The organism is Bacteroidota bacterium (assembly GCA_013696965.1).
Classification (GTDB): domain Bacteria; phylum Bacteroidota; class Bacteroidia; order JACCXN01; family JACCXN01; genus JACCXN01.
Genome location: JACCXN010000041.1, coordinates 1 through 25,566 on the forward strand (window position 1 = coordinate 1; position 25,566 = coordinate 25,566).

The following is a 25,566-nucleotide window of genomic DNA, read 5'->3' on the forward strand; positions in this document are numbered from 1 at the left end:
GGGCTCAATCCAATAAAGACATGTATATGGTCGGGCATTCCATTAACAATAATTGATTTTTGCTCTTTATTTGTAATGATGCCTGAAATGTATTTATGCAAATCATCTTTCCATGATTTTGCAATAAGATTTTCTCTGAATTTTACAGCGAAAACAACTTGAATGTATAATTGTGAAAATGTACCTGGCATATTGTTGTGTCCAATAATAATAATGTCACCCCTTCGGGGTTTTTTGTTTTGTGGTTATGTTTTTTATAATCTTTATAATAATTTCATCCCTTCGGGATTTTAATTTTTTCACACCTTCGGGTTTTTTTGTTTTGTGGTTATGTTTTTTATAATCATTTCATAATATAATTATTTCATCTATAATAATTTCATCCCTTCGGGATTTTGATTTTTTCATCTTTTGGGATGAAAAAAATTTGAATTTAGAAAATCACTCCGCAGTTGGCAAGGTAAAGTAAAAAGTACATCCTTTTCCGGGTTTGCTTTTTACCCAAATTTTACCTTTGTGCTTTTGTACAAAATCTTTTACCAAAATTAAGCCTAATCCACTGCCTTTTTCTATTTTGGTAGCTGCTTTTGCCATTTCTGCTTCACTAAATAATGTGCTTTGAGTTTCTTCTTTCATGCCAATTCCGGTGTCTTTAATGGAAATCTCTACCATTGATTTGCTTTCAGTTGCGTCTAGTTTAATTTCACCTTTCTCCGGGGTGAATTTTATAGAATTGGTAATGAGGTTCTGAAATATGGACCTCAGCAGCAATGGGTCGGCATTCACCTGGATATGATGCTCAATATTATTGGAAATCCTGATGTTTTTTTTGTCTGCAATGGATTGGATCAATTCAAGGGAAAACTCAACAAAATCGTATAAATTCAACCCCTTTGGATTGAAATTTATTTTTTTTGATTTCTGCTTCGACCATTCAACCAGCTCGTTGAGTTGTTCAACAATTTTTTTTGAGGAGGAATTGATTATTTTGGAGAAGTTTCTGATTTCGTCTTTTTGCAGGCCTTCAAAGTTGTTCATTATAATATCAGAAGAGGAATTGATAGCTGATACAGGATTTCTCAGGTCGTGTGAGATAATAGATATAAACCTGTCTTTTGACTTATTGACCTCTTCCAGCTCGAAATTATATTCTTGTAGCCGCTCATAGGCCAGTTCCAGCTCCCTGGTGCGGGTAATAACTTTAGATTCTAATTTCTGGTTGAGCTTAGTTATTTTTTCCTGGGCTTGGGTTAATTCTTTATTGCTATTCCTAAGTTCCTGTTCTGCCTGCTTTAGAATTGTTATATCCTGGGTAGTGCCTATAAGCTGGGTGGCCTCACCTTCTTTGGAAATTACTTTACCCTTTATATGAAGTGTTTTCTCCCGGTTGTCGGGTGGGGTATTTATACACGTATAAGTATCAAATGATCCTTTTTCCTTAACTGCGGTGTCAAAAATTATTTTTGATGCTTCCAAGTCACTTTGATGAATCAATTCAAATGGAGAAAAATTTCCGATTTTATTTGCAGGGATCCATTCATAGATTAAATATAGTCCATTGGAGCGTGTTACTTTATTGGTCTTTAAATCTACTGTCCAGCTTCCAATTTCTGCTATTTTCTCTGCTTCCTCAAGCAGCTTCTTTTGTGTTTTTATCTCCTCCTGCTTTTTATTAATAAGCGTAAGGTCTGTAACAATAACACTTAAAGTAAAAACATCTTCAACGGGTAAAATATTTACAGAAATCTGCACAGGTGTAAGCTTTCCTTTGGCAGTATTTAAGAACAGCTCCTGCTTTACGATGTTTTTTTGAGCTTGCTTGAGCAAATCATTAAAGTTTGTTTTGGAAAATTTGTCAATAAAATCATGGAAAAAATTTCCTATTACCTTCTCCAGAGGCAAATTCAGCATACTTGCAAAACAGAAATTGCAATAAATGATAAGTCCATCTTCATTAAGTGTAACCGCGCCTTCATTCATTTTCTCAATTAATAAGCGGTAGATTTCATCAGCTGTTTCCTCTCTTAAAATCCTAAGCTTTTTTTTATCGGCAACAACTAAGGCATCAATATTTTCTGATTCAACAGACTCCAGGACTTCATGCAATTGCTGCTTAAGATTTTTATTTTCTATGTTCAGATTTTCTGTTTCCGCTATAAGGTCTTTTAAACTCTTTTCCATAGATTTAAATATTTTTATTGTTTAAACCCAGGCCATCAAGTACCTTTTTAGTATCCGATAAATCCCCTATCATTTTTTTAGTCGGCAAAGGGAATTTTTTGATCAAAGTGGGAATTGCGATTATATCTTCTGAAAATGCCAATTCCGGTTGCTGGTAAATATCTATGATTTCTAATTCATACCTGTCTTTTAAATATTTTTCACAGATTTTCTTAACATTTATAACTGCACGTACAGAGTTTGGAAGAATGCCAGTAATAAATAACCGAAGCATATACTTTTCCTCAGCTTTATCATCAGCTTCTTTTTTGTTTTTGGTATTATCCGGTATTTTTTTTGACATATTTATCAGTTTTTTCCACGTGTATCTTTTCTTTTCGCAGCATCTCCTTTTGGAATTTCCTTTAATTTAATTCCTTCACTTGAAATATTAAAATACATCACCTTTCTGGAGTGTCCCATGCCACGCGCTTTCATGATTACGAAGGTTCTTCTGCGTTCTGCCTCCACCTCAGCGTCCTCAACCATAAACCAGGTATCTACCATGGGTGAGATTCCTTCATCGCTTGGATTATGTTCTATCAACTTCTCGGTAATTGCCGCTGTATAGATTACCGTTATCCCTTCAGATTTTAAAAAATCCACGAACCTGGTGAGCATCAGCCTTATGCCACTATTGGGGCCTTCAGACATTAAATTGGTGATGGGGTCAAGAATAATAGCGAAGGGTTTAAATTCTTTCACCATATTTTTAACAGAAATAAAATGCAATTCAAGGTTCTGTATGGTAGGCCGTGATGAATAAAAATGAAGGAAGCCCGATTTAATAGCTGGATTTAAATCTAATCCGACAGATTGCATATTCCTGATTATCTGGTCTGGGGATTCTTCAAAAGCGCAAAAAATGCAGTGTTTCTTATCTTTACAAACATTAATTGCGAATGCGGTAGCAACGCTTGTTTTGCCTGTGCCGGCAGTTCCTGATATAAGCGTGCTGCTTCCAACGTAGTAGCCTTTTTTATCCAGTATTTCGTCCAGGTCCTTAATGCCTGTTGAAATTATTTTTGAACTTATTTGTTGAATCAGCGGTTCACTTATTATAGGAAGCACCGTGATTCCTTTTTCTTCAATAAAAAATGGATACTCATTGTTGCCATGAATGGAACCACGGTATTTAACTACCCGTAATCTTCTGGAAGTAACCTGATTCTCCACACGGTTATCCAGCATTATTACGCAGTCAGCTACAAATTCCTCCAAACCATGGCGGGTAAGAAAGTTGTCTCCAATTTCCCCTGTAATTATCGCAGTTACTTTTTTTTCTTTCAGCCAGCCAAAAAGCCTTTTAAATTCTGATCGGAGTACCAAATAATCAATACCGTAAAACAGGGTATCCATAGAATCAAGCACTACGCGCTTGGCTTTTACTTTGTCAATTGCTTGCCCGATCCTTACAAACAGGCCTTCAAGGTCATATTTACCTGTTTCCGTAGTTTCATCCCTTTGGTTGATTTTTATATGTTCCATGTATATTTTATTATTGGCAAGATGTGTTTCAATATCAAAACCCATGGATTTGACATTCAGGATCAACTCCTCTGTTTTTTCCTCAAAGGAAATGAACACACCGGGCTCATTAAACAGGGTGATTCCTTTTACAAGAAATTCCATGGACATAATGGTTTTCCCGCATCCTGTATTGCCCAAAAGGAGCGTAGGGCGGTTTTGGGGCAGCCCCCCGGTTGTAATATCATCCAGTCCCAGAATGCCAGTTGGGGATTTTGGGAATTTAAAAGGCTTGGTCGTTTTTTTCATGGTTTTTAATGGTATTTGTCATTAAAATGCTTTTGGTTCTTGTTACAGTTCGTTAGTTGAAACTATGCACTTTCAGTGCAAGACTTTCAGTTTCTACAAATTTTATTATGCCGTCATTGCGAGGTTTTTCACCGAAGCAATCTCCATGTATTAATTTAAGATTGCTTCGTTCCTCGCAATGACGTGCTATTAGATATTGTTGCCCTTGATATGTTTACCCATTACAAATCATATAGAGCCATACTTTTTAAAAATTATTTCAAAATGAGCTTCTGGTTGGGTAAATCAATTAAAATTGCAGTTCCTTTATCTAATTCAGATTTCAGTTTAATATTTCCACCTAATTTGGCTACTACATCTTTAACTATATATAAGCCAAGGCCAGAGCCAGAGCTTACTTGTGAAGCCCTGAAAAACATTTCAAATACTTTTTTATGGTGTTTTTTTTCAATGCCTATGCCATTATCCTTAATAACAATGTGCGCAAATTCTTTGTCAACTATAATTTCAATTTCAATGCAGGAGTTTATTTCAGCAGGATTACAGTAAATCAGTGCATTTGAAATCACATTGTTTAAAATGATAGAAATGCGTCCTTTATCAGAAATAAATGGAACTTCTTGTTGCAATCGTATATCCAGTTTGATTTTTTTTGTCCCTTCTAAATAAGAGTAATTTTCCCATGCCTCTGCAATAAGTTCCTCAAAATCAATATGTGTAAATTTTATTTCAAGCCTTGTATTCCATGAATAATCAAGAATTATTTTAATAAAATCATCTAATTTATTTATAGCGTTCCTGGCCTTATCAATTAAAATTTTTTGCTGGTCCAGGTCCTTTTCCATACCTATAATATTTAATAGCCCCATAATATTGGTAAGTGGTGCCCTTAAATCATGGGAAATGCTATAAACAAAATGGTCAAGTTCAGAATTTGTTTTTTCCAGTTCATAATTGTAATCCAACAATTGTTTCTCCGCTTGCTTTTTTTCTGAAATATCAATGTATAAGCAGTAATAACCAATTAAAATATCATTGGAAACATGAGGATAATTAACCAACAGCACATCAATTATTTTTTTGTCTTTTCTTTGGCGTATCGTTTCTATCTGGGTAAAATTTGAATACTCTAGTTTGTGAAAGGTCTCCTTATATTTATCCTTCTTTTCTTTGGGTATTATAATACTTAACTTCTTCCCACAAGCCTCCTCTTCATTAAATTGAAAAAGATTTGTAAAACTTTTATTGATTTTAATTATGTTGTCATTTAAATCGGAAAGTGATACAGCAAATGGAGTAGCATTGAATAGTTCATCAAAGTAAAATTTTTGGCGGTCAATTAGCGCCTCTGCTTTGTTTATCTCGGTAACATCGGTAGCAATTTTAAGGATTGCGGTAACATTTTTATATTTTATTAGCGTGGCCACCACACAAACCTCTATAATATCTTTGTTCTTTTTTATGTTTCTATAGGAAATCTTCACATCCTGGCCTGATTTTATTTTTTTTATTGCTTGTTCTGCTTTATCACAATCTTCAGGGTAAACTATGTCTTTAAAGTTTAATTGCAGGAATTCTTGCTTGCTGTAACCAAATTGTTGCACTGCTTTAGGATTAACTTCCAAAAACTTCAAATCCTTTAATTGAATAATAATTATAGGCAATGGTGACTTGTCAAAAACAACCTGATTCGAAATTTCATTATCGGAATGATTCATTAATTTATCTTTTAATTTAAAGATAATCAATATTAATAATAATAAAAATGGCTCCTTTTATACCATTACTAAATATGTTTCAGTTTACTGGAATTCCTGTATAATGCCGATAGAGTAGCTGTTATAGGCCATGCTTTTGGTCTATTACAGATACCGTATCGGTATTAGTGATAACATCAGGACTCAACAGCATTTCCGCTCAAAAGATCTCCCCTATAGCTGCTGTGATACTCGTAGTTATTCAAATAAAAACTTGTATTAATTCTTGTTGGTGATACTTATTTTGTCAGTCTATGGGCTTACTATTTACTTTTATTTGTCAGTTTATATCCTTACATTTGCACTTGTTTAGTCAGCATATAAACTTACGATCATGAGAAAGAAATCATTACAGATACAGCAACTCCACAGCAAAATGCTGGTAGTAGCGACAATGAAGAAAATAACGCCACCTCCCACCGGATGGATAAAAGCAGTACGCACTGCTTTAGGCATGTCCTTGAAGCAATTAGGCAATAAAATCTCCATCACCAAACAAAGCCTTCAGGATATTGAACGCAGGGAAAAAGACGGCTCAATCACCCTAAAAACCTTGAGAGATGCCGCCAACGCATTAGATATGGAATTGGTGTACGGCTTTGTGCCCAAAGATGGCTCATTGGAGGCTATGATAGAAAAACGGGCAACTGAATTGGCAACCAAAATAGTCCTCCGCACTGCCAATACCATGAAACTCGAAGACCAGGCCAATTCCATAAAGCGAATTAAAAAAGCCATCAAAGAAAGGACGGCTGAAATTGTAAACGAAATGCCTAAAATCTTATGGGATTAGATTTAGACTACATAGATGGACAAACTCCCTTAAACGAAGATGAAAAAGACGGGCTGCTCATTCCTACCCTTGCCACCCGTGGCGAGTTAGATGAATTTGAGCAACAGAATATTGAACAGGCCCTGCAATGGACCCTAACCCGGAACTTTAAGCAGCCGGATGTTTTCACCGAAGCCTTTATACGGGATGTTCATAAAAGAATGTAAAACCAGGTTTGGGCATGGACAGGTGAGTTCAGGAAAACCAATAAAAATATTGGGGTTGATAAATGGCAAATACCAACGGAGTTAAAAACTTTGTTGGATGATGTGATTTACTGGGCTGAGCATAACACCTACCCACCCGAAGAAATTGCCGTTCGGTTTAAACACCGCATCGTTAGTATTCATTGCTTCCCAAATGGCAACGGGCGGCACAGCCGGTTAATGGCCGACATCATTATAGAAAAAATATACAAGCAGCCTGTTTTCAATTGGGGTGCTGCCAACCTTTCCAGCGAGGGTGATGCCAGGGCAGACTACCTTAAAGCAGTAAAAACGGCCGACAATGACGACTACAGTTTGCTGCTGGCTTTTGCCCGGTTATAACTCATACCTTTTGCCAAAGATGAGTTTGATAGTTTGATGTTGCAAAATGAAACCTCAAAAGGTAGAGGAGGAATAAGGTATTTGCCTTATGCCTTTAAGGAACAGGGAGTAGCTATGTTATACCAATTGTATTTATATTTTAGTCCAAACTAAAATATAAATTTTACAATGGTTAATGCCGGGCCTACATGAAAATAGCACAATGAAAGGAGTCCCGACTTTCGGGACGAACACCATCTGGCCTCTTATAAACAAATTATTTTCAGATGAAATTAGACTATATTGGATGTGTGAGCGGTATATATATGCTTGCTATAGGCCAAGATCCAGGTTTCTGCTTTTTACAGAATGAGTTTTCAACAAAACGACACAAGGTTTCAACAATCATTTCCTTTCCTATAAAAATATTCGTTATTTTATTGCATATTTTTAAGTTTTAATGATAATAGGTTTTTACCATGAAGGTTTTATACTTACACGGACTCGATTACACCACGCTCTATAAAAAACACACCAGAATTTTTAAATTACTGGAAGAAGGGAATTTTGCCGCATTGGATATAAAGAAAATCCCCGAATACGGATTGTATCGCTTAAAGCTGGATTATGCCAACCGTCTGTTATTCCAACTTGGGCGTCATAATACGGAAACCTGCATAATGCTGCTCGAAGCAATTTATAATCATGAATATTCCGCATCCAGGTTTCTACGTGGCAAACGGATAGATGAAAACCGCCTGATCAAGGTGGTCTCTTCTGAAAACAACACCGATGTAGTTGAATTGCCATACCTGCACCCAGCCGGTACAAAGTTTCATTACCTTGATAAGATCATCAGTTTTGACGATCAACAGCAGGATTTTTTTTCAATGCAAACACCTGCAATTATCATAGGTTCGGCTGGAAGCGGTAAAACTGTGCTGACACTGGAAAAGATAAAAGCCCTGAGGGGAGATATCCTGTATATCACCCTTTCTTCCTTTTTGGTGCAAAATTCAATCAAATTGTATTATGCGGAGAACTATGAAAATGAAGATCAGGATGTTGATTTTCTCTCCTACAAAGAGTTCCTGGAAACATTCCGGATACTTACGGGGAAAGAGATCGATTTCAGAACCTTTGAGGGATGGTTTCTCCGGCATCGCAATACAGTAAAAATTAAAGATGCACATAAGCTCTTCGAGGAGTTCGGTGGGGTCATCACGGGGCTGCAGGTGGATCGGGAATATTTAAGCAGGGAGGAATACCTGGCCCTGGGCGTCCGGCAGTCTGTTTTTCTTAAAGAAGAGCGTGAACAGGTATATTTCCTTTTCGAAAAATACCTCTCTTTTCTGAAGGAGCATAATTATTATGATCTGAATATTATTTCACACCAATGGTTACAGTTTTGCCATTCGCGATATGATTTTATAGTTATTGACGAAATCCAGGACATTACCCCGGTACAATTGAACCTTATTTTAAAATCACTCAAAAAACAAGGGCAATTCATTCTTTGTGGCGATTCAAACCAGATTGTTCATCCGAATTTTTTTTCATGGGCAAACATAAAATCACTATTCTATAAAAATAAAAATCTTGCTTACGACACCATAAAAATCCTTCATACCAATTATCGCAATTCCCCTCAAGTAACGGATATTGCCAACAAGCTCCTTAAGCTTAAAAATGCGCGTTTCGGTTCCATTGATAAAGAGAGCACCTATCTGGTAAACACGGTTTCAACACGCAGGGGTGAAATACATTTACTTTCAGATAACCGGAAAAACCATTTGGAGTTGGATGATAAAACCAGATCAAGTACCCGGTTTGCTATTATTGTGATGCGAAATGAAGATAAAGCAGAGGCCCGGAAAATATTCCGTACTCCATTGCTTTTTTCCATTCATGAAGCCAAAGGGCTTGAATATGAAAATGTCGTGCTTGTTAATTTTGTAAGCAATTACGATAAAGAATTCCGGGATATTACTGAAGGAATGGATAAACAAATTATTGATCCGGATGAAATTAATTTTTCGCGGGCAAAAGATAAAACCGATAAGTCGCTGGATGTTTACAAGTTTTACATCAACTCAATGTATGTCGCCATTACGCGTTCGGTACAGAACCTATACCTTTTGGAAGCCTCCCCAAAACACAGGCTGTACGATATTCTTGGGCTTACAAACGTGCAGGAGCAAATAAACCTGAAAGTAAAGGCTTCAACTAAGGAAGAATGGAACAAAGAAGCGGCAAGGCTAGAGCAGCAGGGAAAAACTGAACAGGCGGATGCCATTAGAAACACCATTTTAGGATCAATTCAGAAAACTCCCTGGGTCCCTCTCACGCTCGAAAATATTGATCAACTGAAAAAAGAGGCTCTGAGTGCTGAAAACTTTAACAAAAAAGCCAAAGACAGGTTATTTGATTTTGTTTTGCTTTATGATGATGATGAAACGGCTTTTTTGTTGGAACAGTCGGGATACAAGCGTGCGGAAAAGTTTAGTGAGGAACGGAATTCGGTGTTCAGGAAAAATTACACAAATTATCTGAGCAATAATGTGAAAGCAGTGATGAATGAAGTCAATAAATATGGGGTTGACTATCGCGATGTATTCAACCTTACTTCTTTAATGGCATCGGTAATGGCAGGCTCGGACAAAATTGTTAAAGAATTGCTTGAGGCAGGGGCTAACACAAACCATAGGGATAATTTTGGCAGAAATGTGCTTCAACTGGCAATATTTCAGAGCTATTTTTCAACTCAATACATTGCAACCAGAATCGGGATGATTTACCCCCTGGTTGTAACCGATAATATTAAAATAAAAGTTGATGACCGGCTCATTAAGATCAATAACCACACGATTGATTATTTTGTCCTTAATTTTTTGATTGCGGTTCAGTCATCGGTGATCTTAAAAAAGAATTTTTATGAAAACAAGGGTATGAAAGTGGATGATTTTCTTGAAAAATTCATTTTGTTCCCTGAAAACATCTTATATGATTACCGCAAGAAAAGGGCATACCTGAGCGCCCATCTTTCAAAAAACGAGGTTGACCGGAAATCCCCGGACAACCGGAAACTTTATAAGAGGGTGGAACGCGGAAATTATGTTCTTAATACAAACTTAGAAATATTTATTGATGATTCCTGGCTGAATATTTACGAACTGATGAAAACTGACAGGATTACAAGAGATAACTTTCTTTTCACTTTAAGAGAGGAAGTTAAAAAGTATGAAGAGGCCATAATAACACTAAGCCGTAAACGAAACTCTTATTATCATTCTGAATTTCACACGAAATCAATAAACGACAGCATCGCCCAATGTCAGAAGCAGTTGGCTACAGTAAGAACCGAAATGAAAAAAGCTATCGAAAAAAAGAATAAAAGCTACCTTTCCCCTGATATTATTGGGAAAACCCCGGCAGTTTAAATTTCATGGTTACCTCACCTGTTTTATGGTCGATCTCAATTTTTTGGTTCTCCGTCCCTAAATCTTTGCCGGTACTCATTTTGTATAAGCCGGAAAGAAATCCCATCCCTTTATTCATTACTTCTTCCATTTGAGCGAACTTAACGGCATTGGATTCCTGCTGTATTTTTACTTCTTCTTGTTTAATAGGGTCTTCCAAATCGGCTGTTGAGAGCGGAGTAATTTTATCCTCATCAGCATCATTTTCAGAAAACAATTCGGTTTGGGATTCATTTCCTTCCACCTCTTCTGTTTGCACTCCCTCATCATAATCAAAGGAGGCAGGAATCTTTTCCTGCTCGGCTATCATATTTTCCAGGTCCTTCAAAAATTGGGAACGGCCTTTTTCAGAAAAATCTACAAAATCGGTTTTAGCACCGCTGTTTAGCACGCTGTCGAAAAGGTTCTGCTTCACCAGCAAACCCGATGCAATTCTAGTTTCAATGGAATTTTTAGTGATCAGGTTAATTACCGTCAGGTGCTTGTTTTTTTGGCCCAAGCGGTCAATCCTGCCAATCCTTTGATTTTTTTTGGCAGGGTTCCATGGAAGTTCAAAGTTAATGACCGTGTCGGCAGCCTGAAGGTTCAGTCCTGCCCCGCCGGCTTCGGTAGAGAGGAATATCCGGCAGTCATCGTCCTTTTCAAATTTCCTAATCAGCTCCCCCCGTGTTTTCACAGGGACTTTTCCATTTAATTCAACAAACCCGATATTGTTTTTCCTGAGCATTTCCCCGAATAACTTGTGCATCAATATCCATTCTGAAAAGATAATAACCTTACGATTGTTGTTTTTCAAATCCAGTTTTTCAAGTAAAATATATTCCAGTTCCTGGAGCTTGGGTGAATGATTGGTTTCTTTGTCAATCAGAAAAGTGGAATCGCAAACCATTCTCATGCTGGTCAACAACAACTGCAATTTTTGCAGATCAAAAGGGGTAAGGAACTTCTTGCGTATGATTTGCGCCACTCCCTTTGCATAGGATGCATGATAATTTTCCTGTTCAGGGTGCATATTCACCGGAATATCTATGTGGCTGACATTTGGCAACTGGCTCAGTACTTTTTGTTTTTCCCTGCGAAGGAGTATGGGCCTAACCTTTTCATTGAGTTGTTGAAGGTTATAATAGCCATTGATCTTGTTGATCTTTTCGGGATCAAAAAGGCAGTGTTTCCAGGAAAATTCCCACAAAGGCCCAAAAAAGTGAGGATCCAGTACACTTACAATTGAAAAAAGGTCGATCAACTTATTTTCTATGGGGGTACCTGTTATGACCAATGCGTGTTTTTTGTCAATATCCTTGATGGATGCCGCAGTTTTGGTGGCGAAATTTTTTATTTTCTGTGCTTCATCCAATATCAGAAAATCAATGTTTGTATTGTTAATCGCCTGCTTATCCCTTAAAACGGTTTCGTAATTAACGATCAGAAAATATTCCTTTGCCTGCTTATATTGCTTTTCCCTTTCATCGGGCAAACCTTCAACGATCAAGGCCGTTTGGTCTGTAAACTTCTCAATTTCCTTTTTCCATTGGTCTTTTAAAGAGGCCGGACATACAATAAGCGTTTTTGTAAAACCGAAAATTTCTTTTTTGAAAATTGCCGTACTTATGGCCTGGATCGTTTTTCCCAGACCCATTTCATCGGCAATGATGGCAGCTTTACGGAAGGTGGAAAACTCCACACCTTCCTTTTGGTATTGGAATAGCTCAGCCTTGATTTTTGAAAAATCAAGTGTGATTTGCCTGTTTATTTTTGAAAGAGAATCATTTTCGTACAAATGCCCTATCCTTTCAATCACTTCAGGCCTTATAAAAATATCATCTATACTTTCCGCTTCACTCACAAAAGGGGCGAACTGCAATACATCCTTATCTTCAATAAAATTATTTGTGCCAAAATATTTTGACAAAAACGAAACTGTTTCATCATTGACACGACCAGGATAATACCAGCTGATTCTATTGTCGTTGAGTGGATCAAGAAAAATTTCAATAAAAGGAAAATCTTTGCTTAGTTTACTGAACAATTTCCTGTCTGATTTAAGCTGATCAAATGCGAACATGATATGTTTGGTGGTTCCTAGTTTATTTACCCGTGAATCCCAACTGTCGCTATAACCGGTTTCATTTTTAAAATCACGAAGGAAAATTTTATACTTCAACCCATTTTCATTGGTAAGTATATGGTCGCCATAAATATTATCAGCCCATTTGATCCTGTATTTTGCTTTCAACGCCTTATCTTTTCTTTCTTCCAACACCCTTTTTTTCATGCCTTCTCTGGAATATTTCTTGTGCAATATTTCCTCCCCGGAATCAAGAAGGGAAAGCTCTTCGTTTAACTTAAAAAGGGCTGAAACAGCGTATTTATCCCAATCTTCCTGCATCTTGTTTTCGCGGAATGGTTTAATTTCACCGGCATCCTCAATTTTTAAGCTGACATTGGCATTTTTTCCATTGTCAGAAACCAAAAAATCAAATTTTATGGCAGATTGCGAAAGAATTTGACAATCGCCATTATTAAATAGTTTTTGCCCATTGAGCAATTCTGCCTCTTTGATGGTATTATCGCTTTGTATAAGCCGGATTTTTTTTGATATTAATTTTTTAAATGACATGTATTAAGGGAATTTGATTTAAGCAAGCAAATTTAATTCAGATTAGTGAAAAATAGATGTATCATAAGGATGAGTTTTTAACAAAATAGTAAAAGGTCTTAACAATAAGTTCACACAAAATTCCATATTTCCAATAAGCAGGGTATTGGTGCTGCTTGGTAAAGTTTTAATTTCAAATCACTGTTGTCCGGGAAAAGGATAGAGATTCCTCATTTCTCTTCGCTCCATTCGGAATGACAAGGGATTCAGTTATATCAATGAGAGGGAGGGGTTAAGATGCGGCTTTGCCGCATCTTAACCCCTCCCTCTCACAAAAGACTTGAAAAGACTGTCATTCCGACCGTAGGGAGGAATCTCATATATTTCCCCGGACAACAGTGATTTCAAATATTTACTATTTTAAAACGGGATTTAATACGGCAAAAGAAGTTTGGCATGCTGCAAGGATAACTAAAAGTTACCGGATAGGTTCCACACTAAGCCCTTCCCACAGGCTGACCCTCCAGCTTAGCGCGTACGGGGTAACTAAAAGTTACAGGATAGGCTCCACTCTAAGCCCTTCCCACAGGCTGACCCTCCAGCTTAGCGCGTACGGGGCCTTGTTATTGAGGACAAAAGTGGCAATTATTTTCATTGCTAGTATAAAAACGTACTATATTTAAATCATTTTAAGTATATTTGTCGTTAATATAGTACAAAATCATATACAGTTAAGCATTAGAAATGAAAAGTAAGAAACAAATATTATTTCCCCGGCATCAAAAAATATTGGAGCAATTGGGTGAAAATATCAAACTGGCAAGAAAGAGACGCAGGTTAACGGCCATCCAAGTTGCCGAACGTGCCGGAATTGCCAGAAATACCCTGTACCTGATGGAAAAAGGCGCTTCAAGTGTATCCATTGGGGCAGTGTTTAATGTGCTGAGGGTATTAGGGCTACAGAACGATTTTCTCAAACTTGCCGCAGACGATGAATTGGGCAGGAAGTTGCAGGATTTAAATTTATTAAATAAAGAGTAAGGCATGACAAGGAACAAGACGGACATATTAGTTTACGCAGACTGGGCAGGCATGCCGGGGCCAAAAATTATTGGCACTCTTTCCGCACACCAGGGTAAAGGCAGGAAGTCATTTAGTTTTGAGTATGATCCGCAATGGATTCAGTCCAAAGAACAGTTTTTGTTGGATCCTGATATTGGGTGGTATTCAGGGCCTCAATTTCCGAATGGGAAAGAAAATTTTGATGTTTTTTTAGATTCCATGCCGGATACCTGGGGACGAACATTAATGAAAAGGCGGGCTGCCAACAAAGCCAGGGAAGAAGGTAAATCCGCTTCTGCTTTATATGATGTCGACTTTTTATTGGGTGTATATGACCAAAACAGAATGGGGGCTTTCCGTTTTAAACTGGAGAAAAACGGCCCATTTTTAGATGATAACAAGGAGTTTCCAACTCCTCCCTGGTCTTCCATCGGTGAATTGCAACACGGAGCGGATATAGTAGAATCTGGTGATGATGACAATGCTGATGAGGCAAAAAAATGGCTGGCTATTTTAATGGCCCCGGGTTCTTCACTGGGTGGGGCAAGACCAAAAGCAAATATATTGGATAAGGAGCTACACCCCTGGATTGCTAAATTCCCATCTAAAAATGATACCATTGATAAAGGGTTATGGGAGTACCTGGCATACAAGCTGGCTATTAAAGCCGGGATTAATATGGCTGAATCCAAAGTTCAGAAAATAGCTGGAAACTATCATACCTTCTTTACACGGAGATTTGACAGGGTAAATGGCCAACGCATACATTTTGCCTCCGCTATGACCATGACCGGGAACAGCGAAGATACAATAAGGGATAATGCCCCAAGCTACCTGGATCTGGCTGAATTTATTAAATTCTCTGGATCAGAGAATGAAGCAGACATGCATCAGCTATGGAGGCGGATGGTTTTTAATATTGCCATTTCAAATACGGATGATCATTTGCGAAATCACGGTTTTATTCTAAATAAAGGAGGTTGGCACTTATCTCCGGCTTACGATATTAATCCTTCGATTGACAAAAACGGTTTAGCTATGAATATTGATGCAAATAACAATGCCCTTGATTTTGATCTTGCAAAGAGCGTGGGGGAATATTTTCAGTTGACCGGTAAACAAATGGATAAAATCATAGGAGAGGTCAAAACAGTTACAGGGTATTGGAAAACACAGGCACATGAAATTGGTATTTCCAGATCCGAGCAAATTATAATGGAACCGGCATTTCGATATTGAAACAAATTTCAAATTAAAGGTCATCCCGATTTATCGGGATAGCCAGGTTATATTCATTGCTATTTGTGTATGTTTTGTGCATGGCCCCTTACCCCCGTACGCTAAGCTGTCGGGCAAGCCAGAGTGGAGGGCTTAGTGTGGAACTTATCCTGTAACTTTTAGTTACACTTGCAGCGGATCGAAAGATTCAAAAGGTCTTAATAGAAATTCGCAATAAAAATGGTGATAATGACACCATAAAGTGAGTTGCAAAATAGGAGCTCTGCTTCAGGCTTAAATGCTCATTTTCTATTTTATATCATTTTTTTTTCTATTTTTAGTTAGGTTCAAACAATAAAATATGAAACAGGTTTTAAAGGAGAAAAAACAGAATCAACAGCAGGATAATGAACATTCCTTGCAATTTATAAATGAAGCTCCGGTTGGTTTATTTGAGGTTGATATAAAAGGAAAATTTCTATTTATAAATAAATGGTTTCAGGAAATATCTGGACTTTCCGAAGATAAAGTTTTGAGCTTTAATTTTACTGATATAATTTTTGAACCAGATAAGGAAAGAGTATCCAAAGAATTAGCTGTTTCAGCAAATAAAAAAAGTCAGTTTAAATCTGAATTTCGTCTTTTAAGTTATGATGGTTTAATAATCTGGGTAAGTGGTATAGCGAATACACAAGTGGATAAAAACAAAAAGTTCAAAGGATTTTCCGGAGCTATTGTTGAAATGTCTTCTGAGAAAAAAGCAAAAGAGCCTAAAGAAGAAAATGAATTGTTTGAAAAAATAAAAGAAAGCGAACGTAAATTAGCGGAAGCCCAGCACATTGCCAACATTGGCAGCTGGGAATGGAACATTGAAGAGAACAGTATTACCTGGACAGATCAATTATACAGAATTTTTGAACTGAAGCCCGGAACAGAAATTTCTTTAGATTCCTATTTGAATTGTATTCATCCAAAGGACCTGGATTTTGTAAAGAATACAATATTCGAAGCAAAAGAGAAAAAAAAGAACTTTGTTTTTCAACACCGCATTTTATTGTCGAATAATAAAGTAAAATATTTGTTGTGGAGGGGAGGGGTAACCGTGAATGATCACAATCAAATTTTAATAGAAGGTACGGCTGAAGATATTACCGAAAAACAGGTTGCAGAAGAAATTGAACTAAAGAAAAAATTACAAACAATTGAATTTCAATCAGCATTATTGAAATTGACCCAAACTAAATATATATCTTTAATAAAAACGTATGAAAACATCACTAAAACAATCTCAAACAAAATTGATTCAGCACGTGTAGGAATTTGGTTATTTAATGAAGACAGAACTGCACTAATTTGTTACTGCCTGTTTATGAAAAACACCAAAAAATACTGTTTTGATATTGTATTATTAAAAAGGGATGCACCCAATTACTTTAAAGCCCTTGAAAAAAACAGGGCAGTAGTAATTACAGATGAAGATGACGATCCTGTCACTATAGAACTCAACGAGTTATATTTGAAACCCTCAGGCATTTCAACTTTGCTTGATGTACCAATTCGATCGCAGGGCAGATTATTGGGAGTTGTTTGTCATGACCATATTGGGCCTAAGAGGGAATGGACTTTGGAGGAGCAAACCTTTGCTTCATCTGTGGCTGATATTGTTGCTATTGCAATAGAAAGTAATAACCGTGAAAAAGCAGAGAATGAACTTAAGCTACGTAATGAACAACTGGAAATAGTAAATGAGCATAAAAACCGGTTTATTTCAGTAATTTCCCATGATTTGAGAAATCCGATTTCAAGTATAATAAGTGCCTCCAGTTTACTTATTGAGCATTATGATGATTTGGAAAAAGCAGATAAACAGCGGATGTTAAAAATAATTTATAACGCATCAAATGAATCACTTACCCAATTTGATGAACTTATAAAAATTGTAAAAAAAGAAGACTACCAAAACTTGTTTTTTCCCGAAAGACTTTCATTATATGACCAAGTAAGGGAGGATATAAAACTTTTATTTCAACTTGCAGAGCAAAAGAATATTAAATTACATAACAAAATAAAAAAAAGTGTTTTTGTTGAGGCAGATAAAATAATGTTAAAATCTATTATGCAAAATTTATTAACCAATGCAATTAAATATTCATTTAAAGGTGGTGAAATAGATATTTGTTCAAATACACTAAACAATATGGTTCAAATTATTGTTAGAGATAATGGTATGGGCATTAGTAAGGAAAGACAGGAACATTTATTTTCTGATGATGACATTTTTGAAAGTAAAAAGGGAACTAAAGGAGAAAAAGGAACCGGTTTAGGATTAAGGATTGTTAAAGATTTTATAGAAAAGCATAACGGCATCATTAAGGTAGAGAGCAAAAGGGGAAAAGGAACAACAATCTCCTTTACCATTCCTGAAGCAAAATAATTTGCAGAAATAATATTCAAGAGCAAAAAAATAATGAATCAGGCCTAAAATGCCATAGAGTATGGGAAAATATTTTTCAAAAAACATGCTGAATTCCTAAAATTCCCCTGAATTGTGGAGAATTAGGGCCAACACCAACACCTAGCCCTAAAGAAATTACCATTGCCGGAGTAAATTGTCTTCGTAATCCTGCTTCAATAATATGACTTTCTTTTTCTAATAACCTTTGCTGGTCATACACATAATCTGCTACAAGAACTGTTGTTGGGCCAAATCTTCCGCTGTACCCTATTACCGCTCGTATCATTGCTGAACGCTCCTTTTGTGGCCCTACCCCGTTTGCCGGTTCTACTTCAGGATCAGAATTAATAAAATACCTGAAATTTATATGTAATCTATCTAATTTATTTGAAATTGTTTTTGTAATTATAAATTTTAAACCGTAATCAAAACCAGAGGAATTAAATCCTGTTGGAATTTCTCCAATAAAAACCGCTGCAAATGCAGGCATTAATATTCCTTCGGAATTAAAATTATAGAATCCTTCCAATTTAATGTTGCCACTTCCTATCCTGTCCCCACTTCCCATCCTTATAGGAACAGAAACAGAAACTTCTGTATTTGGAAAAAGTCCATATTCTAAAACTGGGCTTAGTAATACTAAATCCTCTGCTTTAGCAGTAAAATCATATCGAAACAAAGTTTGCATTTCCCTGTTTCCATACCCAGTTGCATATGCATCTTCCACCTCTGCTGCAAAACCTTCTTCCAAATTTAACTGTCCTGATTGGCCAGAGGATTGATTTAAATCCAGAAAAAGAAAAATGAGAACAAATGTGACTGAAATTTTATACATATGTATATAATTTATTCGTTTTTAATTTTTCCTTTAAGGAACTCAAGAATGCTAAAGCATTTGATTTTTAAATGTCATCCCGATTTATCGGGATAGCCATGTTATATTCATTCCTGAATGTGCACGGCTATTTCATAATCCTGTTATTTTAAGGTCAAAGGCTCTTTTTCCATTGGAAAAGGTTCAATATATAAGAATCGTTATGCCTCCAAAAGAATTCAAAATTGTATGGGCCTCTTAAGTAGGATACTTCTCTTCTTGGTTCAGTTGTTAATTTTGATTGATTGCAAGAGTGTATAATAATAATTAATAAGAATAATTGTAGCAGATCCACTGAATTTTTCATCCTCATTTCTTTTATTTTATCTCAATAAAAATTATTCCATTTCAACAAAATTATATGAATCAAACCTCTGTATTTGTTATGGAATTTTTAGGGATTTAAAAGATGAAAAAGAGAAATTAAATTTCTGAAATAATGGTCATTTTTGCCCATTTTTTTTATGCCTGTTTTTTCTTAAATTCATTTCTTGTTTCACTTAATAAAAATATAAAATTATGAGCTTCGAAAATTATCAATCCTGTATTGATGCATGTAATGAATGTGCATCAGAATGTAATCATTGTGCTACTGCTTGTTTAAATGAAGAAAGTGTTAAAATGATGGCAAAGTGTATTCAGTTAAATAGGTATTGTGCCGAAATCTGCAAAACCGCTGTCACTTTTATGTCAAGTGAGAATAACTTTGGAGAAGAAAAGTTTGTATTGCAATTATGTAAGCTGTGTGCTGATATTTGTGATACTTGTGGAAAAGAATGTGACAAATTTGAAATGGAACATTGCAAAAAATGTGCTGAAGTTTGTTTCACCTGTGCTAAAGAATGTCGGGAAATGGCAAGAGCTATGGCCTAATACAAAAATTCGGGAGTAGTTTTCTGTTTCTATGCTTTTATGTAAAATTTTATTGTTTTTCTTAATTTCATATTTTAAACCGAGTATTATATTTACGGAAAGCTGCTCCCATATTCATTCTGTTTCACCATAACCAAGGCACTATAGACAAATGCAATAAAATTATCTTTTGAAAGTGGTGAAATTGTTTTTATTTGTGGGGGTAAAAAAACTCAACAAATTTCTAACAAAAATCAATAAACCGATTTTAAAGCGTTTTTATTCTAATTATGCTTTAAGAGAAATTCTAAAACCTTTTGATTGTAAACCTTAGGATTATCTCCATGTGTGCTGTGCGCAGCATTAGGAATAAAAACCCTTTCGCAATTTGGCAATAGGTTAAACAACTTATTTGATATGGAATGGAAAAACCTTGGACTGTTTTTACCATAGACTAGAAGTGTGGGGATTTGTAATTGTTTTGCCTGTTGCTTTGAGAATTCGGGAAAACCTGGTCCTTGAAATTCTGCTTTTAAAGCATTTGCATTTTCCATTATGCTTGCTTTGGCTGGAGCAGGTAATCTTTCAAATGCCCTATCCTCAATTACTCCATTTGTAAATATACGCACAGCCTCTTCCAAATTTCCTGAAAGAAATTGTTCTTGCGTTTTTTTTAAGGTTTTTATTCTGAATTTCCAAAAACTCAAGTTGGTTAAAAAGTATCTGAAAAAGGATAAAAAAATGTGAAATGGATTATCTGTACTCGTAAAAAGCAAAGATAAAACAGGGGGTTCACCAAGAATAAGTGTCTTTATAATTTGGGGATCTTTCATTGCTGCATCAAGGCAAGTAAAGGCCCCATAGGAGGAGCCTACAAGGTTTACCGGGCCACTTAAATGAAGTGCTTTTATAAATTGAATCAAATCATTTGAATGCCTTGAAATGGTATAATCACAAACAGGTTCGTTAAAAGCATTTGGAAAATGATAAACTCTACTGTATGCAATTGCATGAAACTTTTTTGCAAACAGTGTAATTTGACTCTTCCAGGTACGAAAATCACTCATGCTTCCGTGTACAAAAATTACAGGTATGCCTTCCCCTGTCTCTTTATAATGGATAATAGTGTTATTTATCTCAATTGTTTTCATCCCTGCTTTTTCTTTTCATTTTACTTTATTCTTTATCAAAAAAGAATTTGAGCAAAAAACAACAGGCTCAGTTTTTATACTGGGCCTGTTTGATAAACATTAATTCTTGATTTTTATTTTTTGTTCTTATTTGCTTTTCCTTTTTTCTCTTGTCTTATTAAATTTCCTTCACTATCATAATACAAGTTCAACATTTGGTCTTCTTTTTGAACCATAACCTGATATGCTTCATTATTCTTCCTGCTGGCCTCAGGAATTTCATATGCTTCTACAATACTCCATTCACTGAATTCACCAACCGTTAAATCTTCCTGAACGCTCATTGGAAGCTCTATCTGATTAATCTGATTCATTTGATTCTGGTCCTGTTGAGCATTACTAAAACTTATTGTGGCAATTGCAATACCTATTATCATTACTATCTTTTTCATTTCAAGTCTGTTTTTAAATATTAATTATTATTTAATTATAACATCTAAAATATTAAGCCATCAATAGTTTTGAGCAACATTAAAAACACAAAAATTTAATTGTTGATTATTTTCAGCAAAAAAGGCAATAATTTCTCAGAAATTTAAAAGAATTATTGCTCACAATTATCAATTTCAACTGTTTAAATAATTTCACTAAACCAAAAGAAAATTCCAGTTTTTTATCCAGGTAAGAAATATATAAATAACCTTAATAATCTTAAAAAGTCAGTGTTGTTTTTCAAATAAAAATTATTTGTTTTTCTTTAAAAAGTCCAGGATTCTTTTGTTTACAATTTCCGATTGATCCATATTAAGGAAATGACCGGAATTTTGAATAATATCAGTTTCAATATTGGAAATGAATTCTTGGGCTTTCACTATACTTTTCTGGTCATTAATAATATCCTTATCCCCAATTAAAAGTAACACTGGCATCTTTAAAGATTTTAGTTTTTCATTTGGAAATGGTGTCATTTGAAGCAAGGACAGGTTTTTTTTTGATTTTTCAGATGCTATATAATATTGATCTATATATAATGCTTTAATTTTATCAGCATTAGATGAAAAAGTTTGCAATGATTTTCTTAATCTTTTTCGTTTTGGAAATAAAAAAAAGTAAACATTTGAACGCATTTTTCTTTTTAATTTAATGAAATTAAAGGATTGAGCAGGACTCAGTAAAACGATATTTTTAATCCTATTTGTAGTATCCATGGCTAAATGCAAAGCCAGCCAACCTCCTCGAGATGCACCAACAATACTTATTTGCTCAAGTTTTAAGTGATTAAATATTTCATTATACCATTCAATTATTTTCTGTTTATCTTTTATTTTTTCATTTGAAATGGATTTTCCGGGCTCAAGTATAAAATCTATTGCATAAACTCTATGTTTATCAGCTAATGCATCAATATTTGGATACCACATTGTGGAGCTTGCATTCATCCCATGCAATAGAACTAAAGGATCTCCATTCTTTGGACCACTAATAATAATATGCGCAGTGCCAAAGCTTGTTTTAATATTTACAGCTTCGTAAGCTATGGGCCAAAGAGCAAGTGTATTATTATATGCTCGTAAGTAACTTGATTCTGCCTTTCGGGTTTTAAACATTGTATAATTTTTAGCCTTAGGTTCTGCTTTTTTGGAACTCACACAAGCCTGAACTAAAACTATAATTAAGAATAATGCTATCATCTTATTGAAAACTCTCAGAGGGCTTTTTTTAGATATTGGGAAAATAAATAAAAGATGCTTTAATGTTATTTCTAATTTCAAAATCTTGTAATTAATCAACCTGGAAAATCAGAATTGAAATTTGTTTTTAAATTATTATTGTTTCAATATACAAAAAAACATGCATTATGATTTCAAGTTCCAGAATATGAATTCATCACTATTTGTATTTAGAATAATATTAAATTTTCAACAACACCCGGTTTCAATGAGTTTTTCCAGTAAAAAAATTGATTCTATTCTTGGCCGCTCTTTTTCTTTATTCCACTTGTTTTCACTAAAAGAAATATCCGTTTTTTTAAAACACCAATTTAAAACCAACATGGTACTTAATGATCTTTTTTTGAAAATTAATTCTAATAATTTCCAACAGAAAGCATAATAAGCGTGCATGCTTCAAGTGCTTCTATTCCTTTGGCTTCAGCTTGCTTGTATAACCAATCATTCTCGGTACCGGGATTAAAAATAATACGTTTGGGATTAAGACTAAAAATGTATTCATACCAAAAGGGTTGATTATGCGATCCAATGTATAGGGTAATGGTATCTACATTTGCAATAGCAGGCATTCCTGTTAATATAGGTATTCCTTTTATAATACCATCTTTAATGCCTACTGGAAAAACAGGATGGCCATACTTATGCAATTTTAGTGTTGCAATATGAGCGTATCTTCCAGGATTAGAACTTGCTCCTAATATAACAGTTCTTTTCATGGGTTTTAAAATCTTATTATATAATCATTGGCTTAATATGAAAGCCTGTAAATTTAAAGATTATATTTCGAATTGGCTTTATTATAGGTATTCTTGATCTGGTATAAGGCATCCCCTATGCTTGCTTCTATATCATCCCATTTTTGTTTGCCTTCATTTAAATGAATTAGCTTATTTTTAATAACAGCCTGTTGATTTTCCAGTTTTTCTAAATCCCCTAATATATCTACTTTTATATCGTCTCTGGCTTGTTCAATATTCATTCGAAGTTGTTTTATTCTTTCCTTCCATTGGTTTAACTCAACTTCGGCTTCTTCCTTGTTAAATGTTTTTTTTTCCATTTGGTTTATTATTTAATTTAATAGAAAAGCAATTATAATTGTGCTGGCTTCAATATTCTATTATGCTATAAAAGTTTTTGTTTTTGCGTTTTCATTGGCTTTAAACGACAAGCTAACTTAAAGCCTTTTTATTTTAATTGTAATATCATGGGTAGCAGGTTCAGTGCCTCCAAAGTAAGGATACAGATAATATTTAACTTTTGTTTTGTTGCATCCTCTTTTAACCATGCAGGTTGTGCCATTTATTGTGAAAAAATAATTATTGTCGCTTGCCCCTAAAACACATTCATATTCCTTTCCAATTTCAATTGTTGTTAACAATTGCGATGATCTCTCTGATTCTACATAACAATAGGCAAATAATTCCAGTTTGTTGTTTAACCACCTCCATCCTATTCTTGCACTGTTGTTATGATGTTGACTATTGCAATCTGAAAAACCATATAATTTATTTATTGAATACTGATTTACAGGATCTTGCAAAGTGTACATGGCCGAGGAATCAAATAAAATTTTAAACCTTAATTCATTTCCAGTGAGTATTTTAACATTCGAAGTTGCCCTATGTTCTCCGGCTGGTATTGTATAAGTTATAAATTCATCCCCTTTTGTGAGTAATTCCTCTTTGTTACATCCATAAAAGAAGAAAAAACTCAATAAAGCCAGAACATAGGAAAGATTAATTTTGCTCATTGTAATATTAAATTATTCTCTTTCAATGAATAAATAATACTGCCAAATAAAAGGCTCTTGCCTAATTCCTTTAATTATTTAATAGTTAATCTGATTTTCAATAAAACATGAAAAATGTTTATGTAGATTTTTTTTCTTTTATCATTTCAAAATTTCCCTGCAATACTTTTTTTACCAGATTAGTGAATGAATTACTTTAATAAAGTATTATTCTCTTATTTTTGTCAAAAAAAATGGATACCAAAGAAAAAAAGATTAGCACATTTGATTCTAGTGGAATGAGCACGATTGAATCATTATTTGGATTGCCTTTTACAACTGAGGAAGCTGAAATAATCGTAATACCTGTTCCCTGGGAAGTTACTGTTTCCTATACTGCCGGTACATCCAATGGTCCTCAAGCAATTATGAAAGCTTCTTCACAGGTTGATCTTTTTGACCCTTACCTTAAAAATGCATGGAAAATTGGTATTGCCATGATTGATTTTCCACAAGAAATTAAGGATAAAAGTGATTTTCTCAGAATAAAAGCATCGCATTATATTGAAAATCTTACGGATGGAACTTTAACAGAAGAAGATCCAACTTCATTAATTATTACCAAGGAAATTAATGATGCTTGCTATGAAATGAACAATTGGGTCAAACAAAAGTCTCTTGAATACCTGAATAAAAATAAATTGGTTGTTCTTTTAGGTGGTGATCATAGTACTCCTTTGGGTTTAATGCAAGCCATGGCAGAAAAATACTCCCGTTTTGGCCTTTTGCAGATTGATGCTCATGCTGACCTAAGAATAGCTTATGAAGGCTTTAAATATTCACATGCTTCAATAATCTACAATGCGCTTGATATTAAAGAAATAGAAAAAGTAGTTCAGGTAGGAATAAGGGACTACAGCGAATCAGAGGCCCTAATCATTCAGAATTCAAAGGGCAGAATTCATACCTTTTTTGACAGGGATATTAAACAAATGCAATATGAGGGACAATCATGGAAATCGATTTGCAATTTAATTGTTGAGCAGTTGCCTCAAAATGTTTATTTAACTTTTGATATTGACGGCCTAGACCCAAAACTTTGTCCAAATACAGGTACTCCTGTTGCAGGGGGATTTGAATTTGAGCAAATTCTTTACCTTATAGAACAAGTTGTAGAATCCAAAAGAAAAATAATAGGCTTTGATCTGAATGAAGTAACTCCGGGAGAAGATGAGTGGGATGCTAATGTTGGCGCACGCTTGCTGTTTAGGATTGCAAACATGATGGCCAAATCAATGGGGAAATCGTGAAATAAAATTGCAAATACCC

General features: G+C 35.0%; 20 protein-coding genes and 1 pseudogene. 8 read left to right on the forward strand and 13 right to left on the reverse strand.

The window, feature by feature from the left end; genetic code table 11:
- The 5 genes from H0V01_06500 to H0V01_06520 form a co-directional block, all read right to left on the reverse strand.
- The coding region (locus H0V01_06500; protein MBA2583022.1) for a transposase at positions 1-191 on the reverse strand (191 nt) is incomplete at its 3' end.
- Between the two features lie 250 nt (positions 192-441).
- Positions 442-2,181 carry a PAS domain-containing sensor histidine kinase gene (locus H0V01_06505; protein MBA2583023.1) on the reverse strand — a complete coding sequence of 580 codons (1,740 nt, stop codon included), beginning with the start codon at positions 2,179-2,181 and terminating at the stop codon, positions 442-444.
- A 4-nt stretch (positions 2,182-2,185) separates the two neighbouring features.
- The gene (locus tag H0V01_06510; GenBank protein MBA2583024.1) at positions 2,186-2,524 is read right to left on the reverse strand and encodes a circadian clock protein KaiB; all 339 of its coding nucleotides are present in this window, start codon (positions 2,522-2,524) and stop codon (positions 2,186-2,188) included.
- Positions 2,525-2,529: 5 nt separating this feature from the next.
- Positions 2,530-3,996, reverse strand: a complete 1,467-nt coding sequence (kaiC, locus tag H0V01_06515) for a circadian clock protein KaiC (GenBank protein ID MBA2583025.1) — start codon at positions 3,994-3,996, stop codon at positions 2,530-2,532.
- Positions 3,997-4,250: 254 nt separating this feature from the next.
- Positions 4,251-5,714 carry a PAS domain-containing sensor histidine kinase gene (locus H0V01_06520; GenBank protein MBA2583026.1) on the reverse strand — a complete coding sequence of 488 codons (1,464 nt, stop codon included), beginning with the start codon at positions 5,712-5,714 and terminating at the stop codon, positions 4,251-4,253.
- A 373-nt stretch (positions 5,715-6,087) separates the two neighbouring features.
- Between H0V01_06520 and H0V01_06525 the strand changes: the two genes are divergently transcribed.
- The 3 genes and pseudogenes from H0V01_06525 (at position 6,088) to H0V01_06535 (ending at position 10,552) form a co-directional block, all read left to right on the forward strand.
- Positions 6,088-6,546 carry a mobile mystery protein A gene (locus H0V01_06525; GenBank protein ID MBA2583027.1) on the forward strand — a complete coding sequence of 153 codons (459 nt, stop codon included), beginning with the start codon at positions 6,088-6,090 and terminating at the stop codon, positions 6,544-6,546.
- Positions 6,537-7,133 (forward strand): annotated as a pseudogene (locus H0V01_06530) (mobile mystery protein B). The gene H0V01_06525 and the pseudogene H0V01_06530 overlap by 10 nt, the downstream one beginning before the upstream one ends.
- 458 nt (positions 7,134-7,591) lie before the next feature.
- Positions 7,592-10,552, forward strand: coding sequence for a UvrD-helicase domain-containing protein (locus H0V01_06535; GenBank protein MBA2583028.1), 2,961 nt, complete (start codon positions 7,592-7,594; stop codon positions 10,550-10,552).
- Here the strand turns inward: H0V01_06535 and H0V01_06540 are convergent.
- Entirely contained in the window at positions 10,527-13,208 is a 2,682-nt protein-coding gene (locus H0V01_06540; protein MBA2583029.1) for a DEAD/DEAH box helicase, read from the reverse strand. The two genes, H0V01_06535 and H0V01_06540, sit on opposite strands and share 26 nt — an antisense overlap.
- Before the next feature lie 723 nt (positions 13,209-13,931).
- On the opposite strand from H0V01_06540, the gene H0V01_06545 reads away from it, so the two are divergent.
- The 3 genes from H0V01_06545 (at position 13,932) to H0V01_06555 (ending at position 17,901) form a co-directional block, all read left to right on the forward strand.
- On the forward strand, positions 13,932-14,228 hold the full coding sequence (locus H0V01_06545; GenBank protein MBA2583030.1) for a helix-turn-helix transcriptional regulator: 297 nt from the start codon (positions 13,932-13,934) through the stop codon (positions 14,226-14,228).
- Positions 14,229-14,231: 3 nt separating this feature from the next.
- Positions 14,232-15,488, forward strand: coding sequence for a type II toxin-antitoxin system HipA family toxin (locus H0V01_06550; protein MBA2583031.1), 1,257 nt, complete (start codon positions 14,232-14,234; stop codon positions 15,486-15,488).
- Positions 15,489-15,828: 340 nt separating this feature from the next.
- Positions 15,829-17,901, forward strand: coding sequence for a PAS domain-containing protein (locus H0V01_06555; protein ID MBA2583032.1), 2,073 nt, complete (start codon positions 15,829-15,831; stop codon positions 17,899-17,901).
- A gap of 76 nt (positions 17,902-17,977) precedes the next feature.
- Here H0V01_06555 and H0V01_06560 read toward each other — a convergent pair whose 3' ends face one another.
- The gene (locus H0V01_06560) at positions 17,978-18,757 is read right to left on the reverse strand and encodes a hypothetical protein (GenBank protein MBA2583033.1); all 780 of its coding nucleotides are present in this window, start codon (positions 18,755-18,757) and stop codon (positions 17,978-17,980) included.
- Positions 18,758-19,315: 558 nt separating this feature from the next.
- On the opposite strand from H0V01_06560, the gene H0V01_06565 reads away from it, so the two are divergent.
- On the forward strand, positions 19,316-19,669 hold the full coding sequence (locus tag H0V01_06565) for a four-helix bundle copper-binding protein (GenBank protein MBA2583034.1): 354 nt from the start codon (positions 19,316-19,318) through the stop codon (positions 19,667-19,669).
- A 263-nt stretch (positions 19,670-19,932) separates the two neighbouring features.
- On the opposite strand, the gene H0V01_06570 is transcribed toward H0V01_06565, so the two are convergent.
- The 6 genes from H0V01_06570 to H0V01_06595 all read right to left on the reverse strand — a co-directional run bounded on the left by H0V01_06570 (position 19,933) and on the right by H0V01_06595 (position 24,258).
- Complete coding sequence (locus H0V01_06570; protein MBA2583035.1) at positions 19,933-20,799, reverse strand: alpha/beta hydrolase; 867 nt, start codon at positions 20,797-20,799, stop codon at positions 19,933-19,935.
- A gap of 113 nt (positions 20,800-20,912) precedes the next feature.
- Entirely contained in the window at positions 20,913-21,230 is a 318-nt protein-coding gene (locus tag H0V01_06575) for a hypothetical protein (GenBank protein MBA2583036.1), read from the reverse strand.
- A 291-nt stretch (positions 21,231-21,521) separates the two neighbouring features.
- The gene (locus tag H0V01_06580) at positions 21,522-22,469 is read right to left on the reverse strand and encodes an alpha/beta hydrolase (protein ID MBA2583037.1); all 948 of its coding nucleotides are present in this window, start codon (positions 22,467-22,469) and stop codon (positions 21,522-21,524) included.
- Positions 22,470-22,864: 395 nt separating this feature from the next.
- Positions 22,865-23,224 carry a CoA-binding protein gene (locus H0V01_06585; protein ID MBA2583038.1) on the reverse strand — a complete coding sequence of 120 codons (360 nt, stop codon included), beginning with the start codon at positions 23,222-23,224 and terminating at the stop codon, positions 22,865-22,867.
- A 53-nt stretch (positions 23,225-23,277) separates the two neighbouring features.
- Positions 23,278-23,565 (reverse strand): hypothetical protein, encoded by a 288-nt coding sequence (locus H0V01_06590; GenBank protein MBA2583039.1) that lies wholly within the window; start codon positions 23,563-23,565, stop codon positions 23,278-23,280.
- A gap of 117 nt (positions 23,566-23,682) precedes the next feature.
- Complete coding sequence (locus H0V01_06595) at positions 23,683-24,258, reverse strand: hypothetical protein (GenBank protein ID MBA2583040.1); 576 nt, start codon at positions 24,256-24,258, stop codon at positions 23,683-23,685.
- 233 nt (positions 24,259-24,491) lie between these two features.
- Between H0V01_06595 and H0V01_06600 the strand changes: the two genes are divergently transcribed.
- On the forward strand, positions 24,492-25,547 hold the full coding sequence (locus H0V01_06600; protein ID MBA2583041.1) for an agmatinase family protein: 1,056 nt from the start codon (positions 24,492-24,494) through the stop codon (positions 25,545-25,547).
- The last annotated feature ends 19 nt before the right edge of the window (positions 25,548-25,566 follow it).